Annotated in this window: 11 protein-coding genes; 7 read left to right on the top strand and 4 right to left on the bottom strand. The window is 70.4% G+C overall.

What is annotated here, in order from left to right:
* Window positions 1-45: 45 nt before the first annotated feature.
* The 4 genes from ACFCY7_RS04815 to araD all read left to right on the top strand — a co-directional run bounded on the left by ACFCY7_RS04815 (window position 46) and on the right by araD (window position 5,516).
* Window positions 46-1,092 carry a LacI family DNA-binding transcriptional regulator gene (locus ACFCY7_RS04815; RefSeq protein ID WP_376481335.1) on the top strand — a complete coding sequence of 349 codons (1,047 nt, stop codon included), beginning with the start codon at window positions 46-48 and terminating at the stop codon, window positions 1,090-1,092.
* Window positions 1,093-1,438: 346 nt separating this feature from the next.
* A complete protein-coding gene (gene araB, locus ACFCY7_RS04810) occupies window positions 1,439-3,145 on the top strand; it encodes a ribulokinase (RefSeq protein ID WP_376481334.1) in 1,707 nt (568 codons plus the stop codon).
* A gap of 101 nt (window positions 3,146-3,246) precedes the next feature.
* Entirely contained in the window at window positions 3,247-4,755 is a 1,509-nt protein-coding gene (gene araA, locus ACFCY7_RS04805; protein WP_376481332.1) for an L-arabinose isomerase, read from the top strand.
* 47 nt (window positions 4,756-4,802) lie between these two features.
* Window positions 4,803-5,516 carry an L-ribulose-5-phosphate 4-epimerase AraD gene (araD, locus tag ACFCY7_RS04800; RefSeq protein WP_376481331.1) on the top strand — a complete coding sequence of 238 codons (714 nt, stop codon included), beginning with the start codon at window positions 4,803-4,805 and terminating at the stop codon, window positions 5,514-5,516.
* A gap of 57 nt (window positions 5,517-5,573) precedes the next feature.
* Here the strand turns inward: araD and ACFCY7_RS04795 are convergent, their stop codons facing one another.
* The 4 genes from ACFCY7_RS04795 to ACFCY7_RS04780 all read right to left on the bottom strand — a co-directional run bounded on the left by ACFCY7_RS04795 (window position 5,574) and on the right by ACFCY7_RS04780 (window position 11,978).
* Window positions 5,574-7,019: an endo-1,4-beta-xylanase gene (locus ACFCY7_RS04795; RefSeq protein ID WP_376481329.1), complete on the bottom strand. Its 1,446-nt coding sequence runs from the start codon at window positions 7,017-7,019 to the stop codon at window positions 5,574-5,576.
* 280 nt (window positions 7,020-7,299) lie between these two features.
* Window positions 7,300-8,739 (bottom strand): glycoside hydrolase family 43 protein, encoded by a 1,440-nt coding sequence (locus ACFCY7_RS04790; protein WP_376481327.1) that lies wholly within the window; start codon window positions 8,737-8,739, stop codon window positions 7,300-7,302.
* Complete coding sequence (locus tag ACFCY7_RS04785) at window positions 8,736-10,955, bottom strand: glycoside hydrolase family 3 N-terminal domain-containing protein (RefSeq protein WP_376481326.1); 2,220 nt, start codon at window positions 10,953-10,955, stop codon at window positions 8,736-8,738. Before ACFCY7_RS04785 ends, ACFCY7_RS04790 begins: the two co-directional genes overlap by 4 nt.
* A gap of 9 nt (window positions 10,956-10,964) precedes the next feature.
* Window positions 10,965-11,978, bottom strand: coding sequence for a LacI family DNA-binding transcriptional regulator (locus ACFCY7_RS04780; protein ID WP_376481325.1), 1,014 nt, complete (start codon window positions 11,976-11,978; stop codon window positions 10,965-10,967).
* Window positions 11,979-12,242: 264 nt separating this feature from the next.
* On the opposite strand from ACFCY7_RS04780, the gene ACFCY7_RS04775 reads away from it, so the two are divergent.
* The 3 genes from ACFCY7_RS04775 to ACFCY7_RS04765 are packed head-to-tail and all read left to right on the top strand — an operon-like array spanning window position 12,243 to window position 15,344.
* A complete protein-coding gene (locus ACFCY7_RS04775) occupies window positions 12,243-13,535 on the top strand; it encodes an extracellular solute-binding protein (protein WP_376481323.1) in 1,293 nt (430 codons plus the stop codon).
* Window positions 13,528-14,517 carry a carbohydrate ABC transporter permease gene (locus tag ACFCY7_RS04770; RefSeq protein ID WP_376481321.1) on the top strand — a complete coding sequence of 330 codons (990 nt, stop codon included), beginning with the start codon at window positions 13,528-13,530 and terminating at the stop codon, window positions 14,515-14,517. The genes ACFCY7_RS04775 and ACFCY7_RS04770 overlap by 8 nt, the downstream gene beginning before the upstream one ends.
* Window positions 14,514-15,344: a carbohydrate ABC transporter permease gene (locus tag ACFCY7_RS04765; RefSeq protein ID WP_376481319.1), complete on the top strand. Its 831-nt coding sequence runs from the start codon at window positions 14,514-14,516 to the stop codon at window positions 15,342-15,344. The genes ACFCY7_RS04770 and ACFCY7_RS04765 overlap by 4 nt, the downstream gene beginning before the upstream one ends.
* The last annotated feature ends 110 nt before the right edge of the window (window positions 15,345-15,454 follow it).

Raw genomic sequence — 15,454 nt, 5'->3', positions numbered from 1 at the left:
TCTCGCATCGATACACAGCCGTGAGCACGGAGAAGGGAGGCGAACGTGGCGCAGTTCGCGGAAGATGTCCGCCCGCCGACGATGGCCGACGTCGCACGAGAGGCGGGGGTCTCCCACCAGACCGTCTCCAGGGTGCTGAGCGGTCACCCCAACGTGCGCGCGGCCACCCGTGACCAGGTCACCCTGGCCATCGAGCGGCTCGGCTACCGCCGCAACTCCGCCGCACGCGCCCTGGTGACGCGCCGCACGAGGACCCTGGGCGTCATCGCCGTCAACACCGCCCTGTACGGCCCTGCCAGCACCCTGACCGGCCTGGAGGAGGCGGCCCGGGAGGCGGGCTACCTCGTCTCGACCGTCAGCCTGCGCACCGGTGAGGGGCAGGGCCTCAAGGACGCCATCGACCATCTCGCGGCCTGGGGCGTGGAGGGCGTCGTCGCCATCACCCCGCAACGCTCGCACGTGCAGGCGCTCGCCGAACTGGACGCGCCCTTCCCCGTGGTCACCGTGGAAGGCGGTCATCAGCTCGACCTGCCCGGCGTCTCCCTCGACCAGGAGCTCGGCGCCCGCATGGTCACCGAGCACCTGCTCGCCGCCGGGCACCGCACCGTCTGGCACGTGGCCGGTCCCGAGGACTGGCTGGAGAGCGAGGCCCGCACCGCGGGATGGCGCGCCGTCCTGGAGGAGAACGGCATCCGCCCTCCGCGCGTACTGGCGGGGGACTGGAGCCCGCTGTCCGGGTACCGGGCGGGACAGGAGCTCGCCGGACTCGCTCTGGCCCGCCGCGGGGCGACACCGGTCACGGCCGTCTTCGTCGCCAACGACCAGATGGCGCTCGGTGTCCTGCGGGCGCTGCGCGAGGGCGGGATCCGCACCCCCGGGCAGGTCGCCGTCGCCGGCTTCGACGACATCCCGGAGGCCGAGTACTTCCCGCCGCCGCTGACGACGGTCCGCCAGGACTTCGCCGCCATCGGGCGCCGCAGCATCGGGCTCCTGGTGGACCACATCGAGGGCCGCGCCCGGAAGGCCGAGCACCTCCTGGTGCAACCGCAGCTCATCATGCGCGCGAGCACGCGGCCTTCGAACGAGGCCTGACGGGGCGGGCGGCTCCCGGCCGTCGGTGGCAGGCCTGCCGTCGGCCGACGTGTGCGTCCCGGCGTGTCCGCGCGCCGGGACACACGCGCCTCGGCCCGCCCGTCCGCCCGGGCAGCCCTGCGGCCCGCTCGCGCACACGCCCCTGCGGCTCGCTCCGCCTCTGCCCGTCGGCCGTCCCGCCTCCCGCGGGGCAGCTCTTCGGCATCCGTCGAGTGAGCGCTCACTTCCACGGCCCTGATTCCCGCCGAATGTTCGGCAGAACTGCATCCAGCTCTTGTCCAACGAGATTGTGAGCGTTAACAATCAGGGTGCTCCCCTGGCCCGCCCATGACGAGAGAGACGCATCGTGACCCCTCACGCCCCTTCCGGCCCCGCGGCCCGACACCACCCCGAGGCCTGCACCATCGGAGTCGACTTCGGCACCCTCTCCGGGCGCGCCGTCGTCGTCAGGGTCCGGGACGGCGCCGAACTCGGTTCGTCGGTCCACGAGTACCGCCACGCCGTCATCGAGGACCTCCTTCCCTCCACCGAGGCCCCCTTGCCCCCCGACTGGGCGCTCCAGCACCCCGAGGACTGGCGCGACGTCCTGCGCACCGCCGTTCCGGAGGCGCTCGCGGACGCCGGAGTCGACGCGGCCCACGTCATCGGGATCGCCACCGACTTCACCGCCTGCACGGTCCTACCGACCACCCCGGACGGCACCCCGCTCGCCCTGACGCCCGAATGGGCCGACCGCCCGCACGCCTGGCCCAAACTCTGGAAGCACCACGCCGCCCAGGAGCAGGCCGACCGCATCAACGCCCTCGCCCACGCCCGCGGCGAGAAGTGGATCGCACGGTACGGCGGCAAGATCTCCTCCGAATGGCAGTACGCCAAGGCCCTGCAGGTCCTCGAAGAAGACCCCGCCGTCTACGCCGCCTGCGCCCGCTGGATCGAGGCGGCCGACTGGATCGTCTGGCAGCTGACCGGCACCGAGTCCCGCAACACCTGCACCGCCGGCTACAAGGGAATCCACCAGGACGGCGCCTACCCCTCGCCGGACTTCCTCGCCGGGCTCCACCCCGACTTCGCCGACTTCCCGGCCACGCGCCTGGAGCACCCGCTGTCGCCCCTGGGTTCACGTGCCGGCGGACTGAGCGGTCAGGCCGCCCGCTGGACCGGGCTCCCCGAGGGCATCGCCGTCGCGGCGGGCAACGTCGACGCCCACGTGGCCGCCCCCGCGGCGGGCGCCGTGGAGAACGGCCGGATGCTCGCCATCATGGGCACGTCCACCTGCCACGTACTCAACGGTGCCGCCCTCGCCGAAGTCCCCGGCATCTGCGGGGTCGTCGACGGCGGCATCGTCGAGGGCGCCTACGGCTACGAAGCCGGTCAGAGCGCGGTCGGCGACATCTTCGCCTGGTGGCTCCGGCAGGGCGTACCGGAGCACTACCGCGCCGATGCGGAGGCGTCGGGCGAGGACCTGCACCAGCTCCTGACCCGCAAGGCCGCCGACCAGCCGGTCGGCGCGCACGGCCTGGTCGCCCTGGACTGGATGAACGGCAACCGCTCCCCCCTGGTCGACCACCACCTCTCGGGAGTCGTCGCCGGCCTCACCCTCGACACCCGGCCCGAGGACGTCTACCGGGCCCTGCTCGAATCCACCGCCTACGGCACCCGGGTGATCGTCGAAACGTTCGAGGACGGCGGGATTCCCGTGGAGGAGTTCATCGTCACCGGCGGTCTGCGCAAGAACGCGCTGCTCATGCAGATCTACGCCGACGTGCTCCGCCGTCCCGTCTCCGTCGGCACCTCCGAGCAAGGGCCGGCGCTCGGCTCGGCCATCCACGCCGCCGTGGCGGCGGGCGTCTACCCCGACGTCCGCTCCGCCGCGTCCGTCATGGGCAGCGTCCGGCGCCACGCCTATGTGCCCGACGCGGCGCGCGCGGACGCCTACGACGCGCTGTTCGGCGAGTACCGCGCCCTGCACGAGCACTTCGGCACCGGCGCGGATCTCCTCCTGCACCGCCTGCGACGCATCCGTAACACGGCACGCCTCGCCACCACCGGCTGACCCGCCGCCTCGCCTCCACCGACCGGCCGGGGGCGCCGCCCCGCCCCAGGCCACCATCGGCCCGACTTCTCCCACCCGCACCTCCGAGGAGCACACCCGACATGACGCTCACCCAGCCCGACCGCGAGATCTGGTTCCTCACCGGAAGCCAGGGTCTTTACGGCGCGGAGACCCTGGCCCAGGTCGCCGACCAGTCCCGCACCATCTGCGACACCCTCGCCGAGCAGCCCGAGATGACCGTCCGACTGGTGTGGAAGCCGGTCCTCACCGACGCGTCCGCGATCCGCGCGCTCATCCTGGAGGCCAACGCCGACGACCGCTGCATCGGCCTGGTCGCCTGGATGCACACCTTCTCGCCGGCCAAGATGTGGATCGCCGGCCTCGACGCCCTGAGTAAGCCCCTGCTCCACCTGCACACCCAGGCCAACAGCCAACTGCCCTGGTCCACCATCGACATGGACTTCATGAACCTGAACCAGGCCGCCCACGGCGACCGCGAGTTCGGCTTCGTCCAGACCCGCCTCGGCGTCCCGCGCAAGACCGTGGCAGGCCATGTCTCCAACCCCGAGGTCGTCGACCGCATCGCCGGCTGGGCCCGCGCCGCCGTGGGCCGCGCCGAACTGACCACCCTCAGACTCGCGCGGTTCGGCGACAACATGCGCGATGTCGCCGTCACCGAGGGCGACAAGGTCGAGGCGCAGCTGCGGTTCGGGGTCTCGGTCAACACGTACGGCGTCAACGACCTCGTCGCGGTGGTCGACGCCGCCCCCGAAGACGCCGTCTCCGCCCTCGTCAAGGAGTACGAGGACCTCTACGCCCTCGCGCCCGAGCTGCGGCCCGGCGGCGAGCGCCACGACTCCCTGCGCTACGCCGCCCGCGTCGAAGCCGGTCTCCGTGCCTTCCTCGCGGAAGGCGGGTTCCGTGCCTTCACCACCAATTTCGAGGACCTCGGCGGCCTGCGCCAGCTGCCCGGGCTCGCCGTGCAGCGCCTGATGGCGGACGGCTACGGCTTCGGCGGCGAAGGCGACTGGAAGACCTCCACCCTGCTGCGCACGCTGAAGGCGATGGACCACGGCTTGCCCGGCGGCACCTCCTTCATGGAGGACTACACCTACGACCTCACGCCAGGTCGGGAACTCATCCTCGGCGCCCACATGCTCGAGGTCTGCCCCTCGATCACGACGGCCACGCCCACCTGCGAGATCCACCCGCTCGGCATCGGCGGACGCGAGGACCCGGTCCGCCTCGTCTTCGACGCGGATCCCGGTCCGGCCGTGGTCGTCGGTCTCGCCGACATGGGCGACCGGTTCCGCCTCGTCGCCAACCACATCGACGTCGTCGCCCCGCCCGAGCCGCTGCCGAAGCTCCCCGTCGCCCGGGCCGTCTGGCGCCCGCGCCCGGACCTGCGTACCTCCACCGAGGCATGGCTGACGGCCGGAGCCCCGCACCACACCGTCCTGACCACCGCCCTCGGCGGCGAGGAGCTCGAGGACCTCGCCGAGATGCTGCGGACCGAACTCGCCGTCATCGACGAGGACACCACCGTACGGCGGTTCACGCGCGAGCTGCGCTGGAACCAGGCGTACCACCGTCTGGCCCAGAGCCTGTGAGCGCTTCCGCCACCACCCCATCCACCCCCGTGAGGACGGAGCCCTCCGTGAGCACCGCCGTTTCCAAGGAACTGCGCCGGGAGGTGCTGGAGGCCAACCTCCGCATCCCCCGGGCCGGTCTGGCCACCCTCACCTGGGGCAATGTGAGCGGCGTGGACCGGGAGGCCGGCGTCTTCGTCATCAAGCCCTCGGGCGTGGCCTACGACGTGCTGAGCGAGGAGGACCTGGTCGTCGTCTCCCTGTCCGACGGAAGCGTCGTGGAAGGCCACCTCCGGCCGTCCACCGACACGGAGACGCACCGGAGCCTCTATCTGGCCTTCCCCTCCATCGGGGGCGTGACCCACACGCACTCCACCCATGCGGTCGCCTTCGCCCAGGCCCGGTGTCCGATACCGGTGCTCGGCACGACCCACGCGGACACCTTCAACGGTCCCGTCCCGGTCACCGAGGCGCTCACCCCCCAGCAGTGCGCCACGGACTACGAGTACAACACCGGTCAGGTCATCGTGGACCTCCTCGACCGTGACGACACGCGGGCCCGGGAGGTCCCCGGCGCCCTGGTCGCCCACCACGGCCCCTTCACCTGGGGCGCCACCGCCACCGCGTCCCTGGAGCACGCCATCATCTGCGAGGCGGTGGCCGAGATGGCGCTCCACACCATCGCCCTGGGCACGGTCGAACCCCCGCAGCACGTACTGGACCGCCACTTCACCCGCAAGCACGGCCCCGGCGCCTACTACGGCAACCCTCCCTCCGCCTGACAGCACCGAGGGGAGCCAGGATGATCCTGGCTCCCCTCTTTGGCGTGGTGCGGTGGGTCAGGCGCGGGTCCAGCGCTGGTTGGTGCCGTTCCAGCACGAGTACAGCTGGATCGGCGTGCCGTTGGCGGTGCCGCCGGCGGCGGCGTCGAGACAGAGGCCGGACTGGACACCGGCGATGGTGCCGTCGGAGTTGAGGCGCCACTTCTGGTTGTCGCCGCCCCAGCAGCTGTAGATCTGCACCTTGGCGCCGTTGGCGGTACCGGCGGCGTCCAGACACTTGTCGCCGTAGACCCTGAGCTCACCGGCGGAGGTGAGGGTCCACTGCTGGTTGGTGCGGCCGTTGCAGTCCCACAGCTGGAGCTGGGTGCCGTCGGTGGTGGCGGAGCCCGGCACGTCCAGGCAGCGGCCGGAGGCGACGCCCTTGATCGGTCCGGAGCCGGGGGAGGGGGTCGGAGTGGGGTTGGGGTTGGGGGAGACGGCGTTGAGGGCGTTCAGGACGGAGGTGTAGGCGGGCTTCTTGCTGCCGTCGCCGTTGAACAGGAGCGGCGTGTGCTCGGCTCGCCAGGAGTCGGTGTCGCGCACACCCCAGACGGTGATGCCGAGGCAGCGCGGGACGGCCAGGCAGTCGTTGGCCACGTTGGCGTAGGTCGTGCCCGAGGCGCCCTGGATGTCGAGCTCGGTGACGGCCACGTCGACACCGAGGGCGGCGAAACTCTGGAGGGTGGTACGGAAGTTGCTGTTGTACGGGCTGTCGCTGTTGAAGTGTGACTGGAAGCCGACGCAGTCGATCGGCACACCGCGCTGCTTGAAGTCCTTGACCATGGCGTACATGGCCTGGGTCTTGGCCCAGGTCCAGTTCTCCACGTTGTAGTCGTTGTAGCAGAGCTTGGCGGCCGGGTCGGCGGCGCGCGCGGTGCGGAAGGCGACCTCGATCCAGTCGTTGCCGCTGCGCTGGAGGTTGGAGTCGCGCCGGGCCCCCGAAGTGCCGTCGGCGAACGCCTCGTTCACGACGTCCCACTGGGCGATCTTGCCCTTGTAGTGGGTCATCACGCCGGTGATGTGGTTGTTCATCGCCTGGCGCAGCGCGCTGCCGCTGAGGCTCTGCATCCAGCCGGGCTGCTGGGAGTGCCAGGCCAGGGTGTGGCCGCGGACCTGCTTTCCGTTCTGCACCGCCCAGTTGTAGACGCGGTCGCCGGCGGTGAAGTCGAACTGCCCCTGCTGGGGCTCGGTGGCGTCGATCTTCATCTCGTTCTCTGCCGTCACCGAGGTGAACTCGCGGGCCGCGATCGACGTGTACGTTGCGTCGCCCAGCCTGCCCGAGGCGATGGCGGTACCGAAGTAGCGGCCGCTCTGCGCCGCCGCGGCGCCGAGCGTGGTCTCGGCCGCCTGCGAGGCCGGCGCCGCAAGGACGGTGGCGGACCCTAGAGCGCCGACGAGGAGCGCCGCGAGCAGGCCGCCTCTTTTCCGGCGAACCGTGGACGGGGTAATGGCGTGGGAATGCATGGGTGGACCTCCGGTAAGGGAAATCGCGGGTGGGGGAGAGCGCGCGGCGGAACGAATCCGCGACGGCGATGTACGCGTCCGTGAAATGGGACTGCGGAAAATGGCGGTGACGCCTCGGAATCAGTGTGGAAATACGGCATGGACCTGTCAATGGTTTCGAAGATGTTTCGGAGACATCGGCCGTTCGTCAGGCCCGTCACGGCATTTCATTGGAGCGAAGACAAAGCGGTCCCTGCCGAAAGTGTTTCGACGGGGACCGCTCTCGTGAGGAAGTGATGGGTCAGTTCGGATAGGTGATGTCGAACCACGGGAAATGGGCCTGGTTCGTGGACGGGTGGCCGTCGGCGGTTGCGTACAGGCCGAGCTGGACGCCGGTGAAGAGCGGCGTGAGGAAGGTGGCCTCGACGGTGGCCAGCTCCTGCCAGGGGCCGTCCGGCGCCGCGTGGACGAAGGTGTGGCGGAAGCCGCGGATGCGGACCCCCAGGCGAACGGGGCCCGGGGAGAGGGGGACGCGGATCAGGACACCGTGCCCCTGGCGGAGGACGAGTCCCTCCGTGGTGCGCAGGAGGAGGAGGTGGGCGTCGTCGTCGACGACGACGGCGAGGCCGGCCTGTTCGCCCGGCGCGGCGGGAGCGAAGCGCAGCTCGGTGGACACGTCGCAGTCGGGCTGTTCTTGGGGGCGGACCAGAAGGGATGGGGTCGTGAAGTCGCCGAGGCGTTCCGGGCGGAGCTTGAGCCGGAGCCCGTCGCCGGTGGTCCAGAACGGCGCGCGGGGCGTGCGCAGGGTGCTCCAGTCGGGGGCGAGGGTGGCGAAGTCGTCGCGAAGGGGCCGGGGAAGACCCTTGTGTTCGACGGGAGAGAAGGACGGCCAGCCGTCGTGCCAGGCGACCCGGCTGAGGAACGTCTCGCGGCCGAGGGCGGAGCCCGGGCGGACGCCCAGGAGGACGGCCCGCCAGTCGCCGTACGGCGTCTGCACGAGGTCCGCGTGCCCGGTACAGGTCACCGGGCCCTTCGGGACCGGGGGCAGTACCGGGTTGTCGGGGGCGCCCTCGTAGGGACCGGTCACCCTGTCGGCGCGGGCGGCCACCACGCTGTGGTCCACATCGGTGCCGCCCTCCGCGGTGAGCAGGAGGTAGGTTCCGTCGATCCTGTAGAGGTGAGGGGCTTCCGCCCATCGGGCGGCCGGGTGGCTTCCCGACCACAGGACGTACTCGGGTCCCGTGAGCCGCCGTTCGAGGGGAAGGTATTCGCGCATCCAGATCTCGGTGAGGCCGGCGGACTCGTCCCGTACGCGGGAGGCGGTGAACCAGGCCCGGCCGTCGCCGTCCGGCCCGTCGTCGAAGAACAGCGACGGATCGAAGCCCTCGCCCTCCAGCCAGTACGGTTCCGACCACGGCCCGGCGGGGTCGGTCGCCGTGACGACGAAATGGCCGGGGCCGTCCATCAGCGTGCAGACGAGGTGGAAGAGCCCGTCATGGTGCCGGATCGTGGGCGCGAACAGGCCGCGTGAGGGCTCGCACCCGTCGAGGTCGAGCTGGGACGGCCGGTCAAGGGCGGAGCCGAGACGCCGCCAGCTCACGAGGTCGCGGCTGTGGAACACGGGAAGCCCCGGGAACCACTCGAAGCTGGACGTCACCAGGTAGTAGTCCGAGCCCACGCGGCAGACGGACGGGTCGGGCCGGAACCCGGACAGCACGGGATCACCGAACGACGTGGTCATGGCATCGTGTCAATCTCGATCGGAACGGACAGGACACGGTCGGCCGCCGGGTGCCGTACGGGGCCGTGGAGGACGAAGGACCCCTGGAGCGGAAGATCGCCGCTGGACCGTCCGACGGCCACGCCGATCTCTCCGGGCTCGACTCTCCTGCGCAGGTCGATCCCGGTGAAGGAGGTCCGGTCGGCGTGGACGGAGAAGGTGATCCGGGCGGCCTTGCCCGGCCGCAGCTCGACCCTGCCGAATCCGGCGAGCCAGCGCCGCGGCCGGACGACGGACGCCTCGGGGTCCGAGAGGTACAGCTGGACCACCTCGGTCCCGGCCACCTCGCCGACGTTGCGGACGGTGACCGCGACCGACACGGTTCCGTCCGTCGGGGCGACGGGATCCACCGCGAGATCCGCGTAGGCGAAGCTGGTCCAGCTCAGCCCGTGTCCGAACGGGAACAGCGGAGTCGGGTCCACCGAGCTCCAGTCGGTGCGACCGCCCAACGTGGAGTGCAGATAGGTGCCGGGCTGTCCGCCGGCCTGGCGGGGGATGGAGACCGGAAGCCGCCCGGACGGCTCCGCGGCCCCGCTGATGATCCGTGCCAGCGCCGTCCCGCCCTCCTCGCCGGGGAAGAAGGCCTGGACGACGGCCGCCGCGCGCTCAGCGAGCGCGCCGAGCGCGTAGGGCCGGCCGGAGACGAGGACCAGGACGGTCGGCACCCCGGAGTCGAGCACGGCGGAGGCGAGTGCGGCCTGGTCGCCGGGCAGGTCGAGGGTCTCGGCGTCGCAGCCCTCTCCCGAGGTGCCCCGGCCGAACATGCCGGCCCGGTCGCCGAGTACCAACACATTCACCTCTGGATCGTCCTCGGTGACCGTGAACCCGGCGGCGGTGAGCGTCTCGCGGAGCGTCGGGATCTCCACCCCGGGGTCGCCCGGCAGCGCGACATGGTTGGGGAAGGAGTAGCAGCCGAGGAAGGAGTGGGGGTCGTCGACGTACGGCCCGGTGACCGCGACCCGGCACGGCCGCAGCGGCAGGATGCCGTCGTTGGCGAGCAGCACGGTGGACCGTTCGGCCAGGGTCCTGGCCAGCGCCCGGTTCTCCGGCGGGTCGAGGTCGATCGGCTCTGGCTTGACGGGTTCCCATTCGGGGTCGAGCAGGCCGAGTTCGGCCTTCTGCAGAAGGACCCGCTCCGCGGCTCGGTCGACGAGCTCCTCGGGCACGTCTCCCGACCGTACGAGCGCGGTCAGCGGCTCGCCGTAGCAGCGGGCCGTGGGCAGCTCGACGTCGATTCCGGCGGTCAGCGCCAGCGCGCTGGCCGCGCCGCGCGATCCGGAGACGCCGTGCCGGGACTCCAGGAAGGAGACGGAGTAGTAGTCGGCGACGACGACACCGCCGAAGCCGAGCTCGTCTCTGAGCAGCCCGGTCAGCAGCCGCTCGTCGGCGGCGACCGGGACGCCGTCCACGTCGGTGTAGCTGTTCATCACCGACCGGGCGCCTCCCTCACGCAGCGCCCGTACGAAGGGCTCGACCAGCACGTCGGCGAACTCGCGCGGCCCCACGGCGACGGGGGCCATGTTCCGGCCGCCGCGCGAGGCCGAGTACCCGGCGAAGTGCTTGAGCGTCGCTACGACGCCGGCGCCCTCCAGGCCCTGTACGTAGGCGGTCCCGATCGTCCCGACGAGATAGGGGTCCTCGCCGATGCACTCCTCGGTCCTGCCCCACCGGTAGTCGCGGACGACGTCGAGCACCGGAGCGAGCCCCTGGTGGACGCCGACCCGCCGCATCCCCTCGCCGATGGCGGCGGCCATCCGCCGTATGAGCTCGGGATCGAAGGATGCGCCCCACGCGAGCGGTCCTGGGAAGACCGTGGCCCCGAGCGTCATGAAGCCTGTGAGGCACTCCTCGTGAGCGAGGGCCGGGATGCCGAACCGGCCGGCTTCGATCACCTGCCGCTGGAGTGAGGCGAGCCGTTCCATTCCGGTTTCCGCGGTGATCGGCGCGGTTCCGTACACCCGGGTGAGCTGGCCGAGCCCATGTCCGATGATGTCGTCGAGGCCCGGAGCCGGCTCGCCGGAATCGTCCTCCATCGGCGCCACAGGCGCTCCGGGATCGGAGGGCAGGGCCCAGAAGCCGGCCAGTTGCCCCGTCTTCTCCTCCAGCGTCATCCGACTCAGCAGATCGGCCACTCGCACGGAAGCGGGCAGGAGGGGGTCACGCCAAGGCTCGGTCACGGGGTTCTCCTAAAGACGGGGCGGGGCGGTGGAGACGCGGACCTTGAGTTCGGTCGAGAGCTCCACTCGGGGGCTGACCAGGGGCTGGTCCTCCAGGAGCTGGAACAGCGTGCGGGCGGCGACGCGGCCCATCTCCTCCAGCGGCTGGCGCACCGTCGTCAGCGGGGGTGACAACCAGTCGCACATCGGCAGGTCGTCGAAACCGACCACACTGAGGTCCTGAGGGATGCTCAGTCCGGCCTGTCGGGCCGCCTCGTAGACACCCATCGCCTGCTGGTCGCTGCCCGCGAAGATGGCGGTCGGCGGCTCGGGCAGGGCGAGCAGCTCCTGAGCGCACCGGAATCCGCCCTCGTGCTGGAAGTCGCCGAACCGGATCAGGTCGCGGTCGACCTCGACCCCGGCCCGCTCCAGGGCTGCCCGGTAGCCGTCGATGCGGGCCTGGCTGCAGAGCATCTCCTTGCGCCCGCCGATCGCGGCGATCCGGCGGTGCCCCAGCTCCAGCAGGTGTTCGGTGGCCGCGAGGCCGCCGCCCCAGTTGGTCGCGCCGATGCTCGGTACGCCGTTGTCCGGCAGGTCGATCGGGTCGATGACGACCAGCGCCACCCCGCCCCGCTCGACCTGGGCGCGCTGCGCCTGGGTGACCGAGGCGGTGACGAGGATGACGCCGTCGCTGTGGTGCTGGACCGGTAGCGCGGACCAGCTCGACGGCGTGGCCTCGCCCGGTGGGACGAGCGACACCACGGTGCCGACGCCCCGCTGGGCGCACTCGGCCTCGACGCCGCGCAGGATCTCCACCGCCCAGGCGCTGTCCAGACCGCCGATGATCAGGTCGACGAGGCCCGATCTGCGGGCCCTGTTCTGCCGGCCGGGCTGGAGGTAGTTGTGGGCCCGCAGCAGGCCCTCGATCCGTTCGCGGGTCGCGGGCGCGACGTCGGAACGGCCGTTGATCACCTTGGAGACGGTGGCCTGGGAGACCCCCGCCTCCGCGGCGATGACCGCCAGAGTCGCACGCTGCTCGCTCAACTTTTCTCCTCCTCGACGCCGTGGGCGACGATCGGTATCGCAAACTTTCGAAGAGTTTCTGGGCGGCGTGACGGCTTGTCAAGCCCAGGTTCCCAGTGGGTTTCCGAGATAAATCGGTGAGAAGTCTTGACCGTGCCGCCCGGCGTTCCTAGTTTGTGGCACCACGGAATTCGAGAGTATTTCGAAAAAGTTTCGAGCACGGGACCGGCATGAACCCGGCAGCGGCTCGGCATCGAACCCGGCATCCCCCCTCACGGAGGTCCCATGGCCAGCACCGTCCCGAGCCGACGCAGCTTCCTGGCGCTCGCGGGCTTGACCACCCTGTCCGTCGCCCTGACCACGGCCTGCGGGGCCGACGAGTCGGGCGGCAACCTGTCGGCCGACGGCAAGGTGACGTTCGAGTGGTGGAACATCGCCACGACGGAGCCGGGCAAGTCCCTCTTCCCGCAGATCTCCACGGCGTTCACGACCGCTCACCCGAACATCGCGATCAACACGACCTCGTTGGAGAACGAGGCGTTCAAGTCCAAGCTGGCCGCCACCACTTCCTCGGGCAAGCTCCCCGACGTCTACCAGACCTGGGGCGGCGGCGTGCTCCAGCAGCAGGTCGACGCGGGGCTCGTCGAGGACCTCACCGACCTCCTCGACTGGTCGTCCCGGCTCACCCCGGTCTCGCTCCAGGCCTACCAGATCGGGGGCCGCACCTACGGAGTGCCGTACGACATCGGCATGGTCGGCTTCTGGTACAACAAGAAGCTCTTCGCCAAGGCCGGGATCACCGCTCCGCCGGCCACCTGGGCCGAGTATCTCGGCGTCGTGAAGCAGCTCAAGGCCGCGGGCATCACCCCGATCGCCCTCGCCGGCAAGGAGAAGTGGCCGGGCCACTACTACTGGGCCTACCTCGCGATGCGCGTCGCCGGCCTCCCCGCCCTGCAGAAGGCCGCGACCACCAAGGACTTCACCGACCCCGGCTTCGTCAAGGCGGGCGTCCACCTCAAGGAACTCGTCGACCTCCAGCCGTTCCAGCCGGGCTTCCTCGGCGCGGGCTACGCCACCCCGGGCGGCCAGGCCGCGACCGTGGGCAACGGCAAGGCCGCCATGGAGCTGATGGGCCAGTGGGGACCGTCGGTGCAGAAGGACGCGGGCGCCGACCTCGGAGCGGACCTGGGCTTCTTCCCCTTCCCGACGGTCGACGGCGGTGTGGGGCAGGCGACCGAGGTGTTCGGCGGCGGCGGTGGCTTCGCGCTGCGCAAGGGCGCCCCGAAGGAGGCCCTGGACTTCCTGAAGTTCTTCGTCCTGGACAACGAGTCCAAGCTGCTGGCCTCCAACGGCTACCTCCCGGTGGTCAAGGGCGCGGAGAGCCGGCTCACCGACGCCAACAAGAAGGTGGTGGCCGAGAGCCTGGTCAAGGCGACGGGCTTCCAGCTCTTCCTCGACCAGGCGTACCCGCCGGCGGTCGGCCAGGAGGTCAACGACAGCGTCGCCGACCTCATAGCGGGCAAGAAGACGCCCGAGCAGGTCACCGCGTCGATCACCGAGGCTGCGAAGAGTGCCTAGCTCCGTGTCCACCCTGACGAAGGAACGGACGGAGGAGGCCGTGCCCGCGCGCCCGCCGCTCCAGACCCGGTCGGGCCTGCGCCGGTGGGGAGACTGGGCGTCGGTTGCCTGGTTCCTCGTCCCGGCCCTGGTCCTCTTCCTCGTCTTCGTCCTCGCCCCGATCGTCGTCGCCGTCTGGACCGGCTTCTTCAAATGGGGCGGGATCGGCCCCATGGACGACTTCGTCGGCCTCGCGAACTACACCAAGCTCTTCGACGACCAGGTCTTCCTCGGCGACCTGGGGCGCGGCCTGTACCTGATCCTCATGTCGGTCCTGGTGCAGCTGCCGTTCGCCCTGTTCACCGCGGTCCTGCTCAACCAGAAGCTCCGTGGCCGGGCCGTCTACCGGATGCTGTTCTTCGCGCCGTACATCCTCTCCGAGGTGGTCACGGCGGTCCTCTTCACGATGATCTTCCTGCCCGGCGCCGGCATGGCCGACCATCTCGCCGGCCTCCTGGGCCTGGAGGGTCTGCAGGGCAAGTGGCTCGCCGATCCCTCGACGGTCATGCCGACCCTGTTCGTCGTCATGATCTGGAAGTACTTCGGCTTCCACATGATGCTGTTCCTCGCCGGGCTGCAGAGCATCCCGTCCGAGATTCTCGAAGCCGCCTCCATCGACGGCGCCGGCGCCTGGCAGCGCTTCCGGCACATCACGCTGCCGCTGCTCGGACCGACGATCCGGATCAGCGTCTTCCTGTCGATCATCGGTTCGATCCAGCTCTTCGACCTCGTCTGGGTCATGACCGCGGGTGGGCCCAACCACTCCTCGGAGACGATGGCGATCGCGATGTTCCAGTTCGGGTTCAAGCGGTACCAGGTCGGATACGCCAGCGCGATCAGCGTGGTGCTGTTCATGATCAGCCTCGTCTTCTCGCTCTTCTACCAGCGTTACGTGCTCCGCCGCGATCTGAGCGGGGCCGTCACTTCGGGAGGTGACCGATGAACGCCCGTCGGACGGTACGCGGCCTCTCGCTGCACGCCGTGGTCTGGCTGATCGCCGCGTTCGTCGCCGTACCGCTGCTCTACGCGGTGATCTCCGGCTTCAAGAGCACCGCGGAACTGACGAACAATCCTTTCGGGCTTCCGCGGCAGTGGAAGATCGGCAACTACATCGGAATTCTCGGCGACGGCATGTTCTGGCGGCAGATCGCCAACAGCGCGGGCATCGCGATCGGTACGACGGTCTGCACCGTAGTGGCCTCCGCGATGGCGGCTTTCGTCCTGGCCAGATATGCCTTCCGTGGAAGGGAGTTGTTCTATACGCTCTTCACGATCGGGCTGATGTTCCCGTTCGCCGTGGCCGTTCTGCCGCTCTTCCTCATGCTGCGCACCTTCGGCCTGCTCGACAATCCGCTCGGAGTCATCCTCCCGCAGGCGGCTTTCGGGCTCCCCATGACGATCGTGATCCTGCGCGGTTTCTTCCGGACCGTCCCGGCGGAGATCGAGGAGGCCGCCACCATGGACGGCTGCTCGAAGTTCCGTTTCTTCTGGCGGATTCTGTTGCCGATGGCGCGTCCGGCGCTCGGTACGGTCTCGGTGCTCGCGGTCGTCGCGAGTTGGAACAACTTCTTCCTGCCGCTGCTGGTGTTCAGCGATCCGAAATGGCAGACGATCCCGGTCGGCGTCCAGCAGTTCCAGGGCCAGTACTCGACCGACTTCGCGCTCGTCCTCGCCTACATCGTGCTCGCCATGGTCCCCGCCCTCGCCTTCTACGCCGTCGCCGAGCGCCAGCTGATCGGTGGCCTCACCGCCGGCGCGACCAAGGGCTGACCGTACCGCGCGACCAAGGGCTGCCCCGTACGCACCACCAAGGGCTGCCCCGTACGCACCACCAAGGGCTGACCCGACCCGCGCGCCCTCCTTCCCTCCCCGAGGAGACC

Source organism: Streptomyces sp. NPDC056361, from assembly GCF_042262805.1.
Taxonomy (GTDB): domain Bacteria; phylum Actinomycetota; class Actinomycetes; order Streptomycetales; family Streptomycetaceae; genus Streptomyces.
Note: the sequence above shows the minus strand (reverse complement) of the source record. Positions and strands in the feature narration are given on the sequence as shown.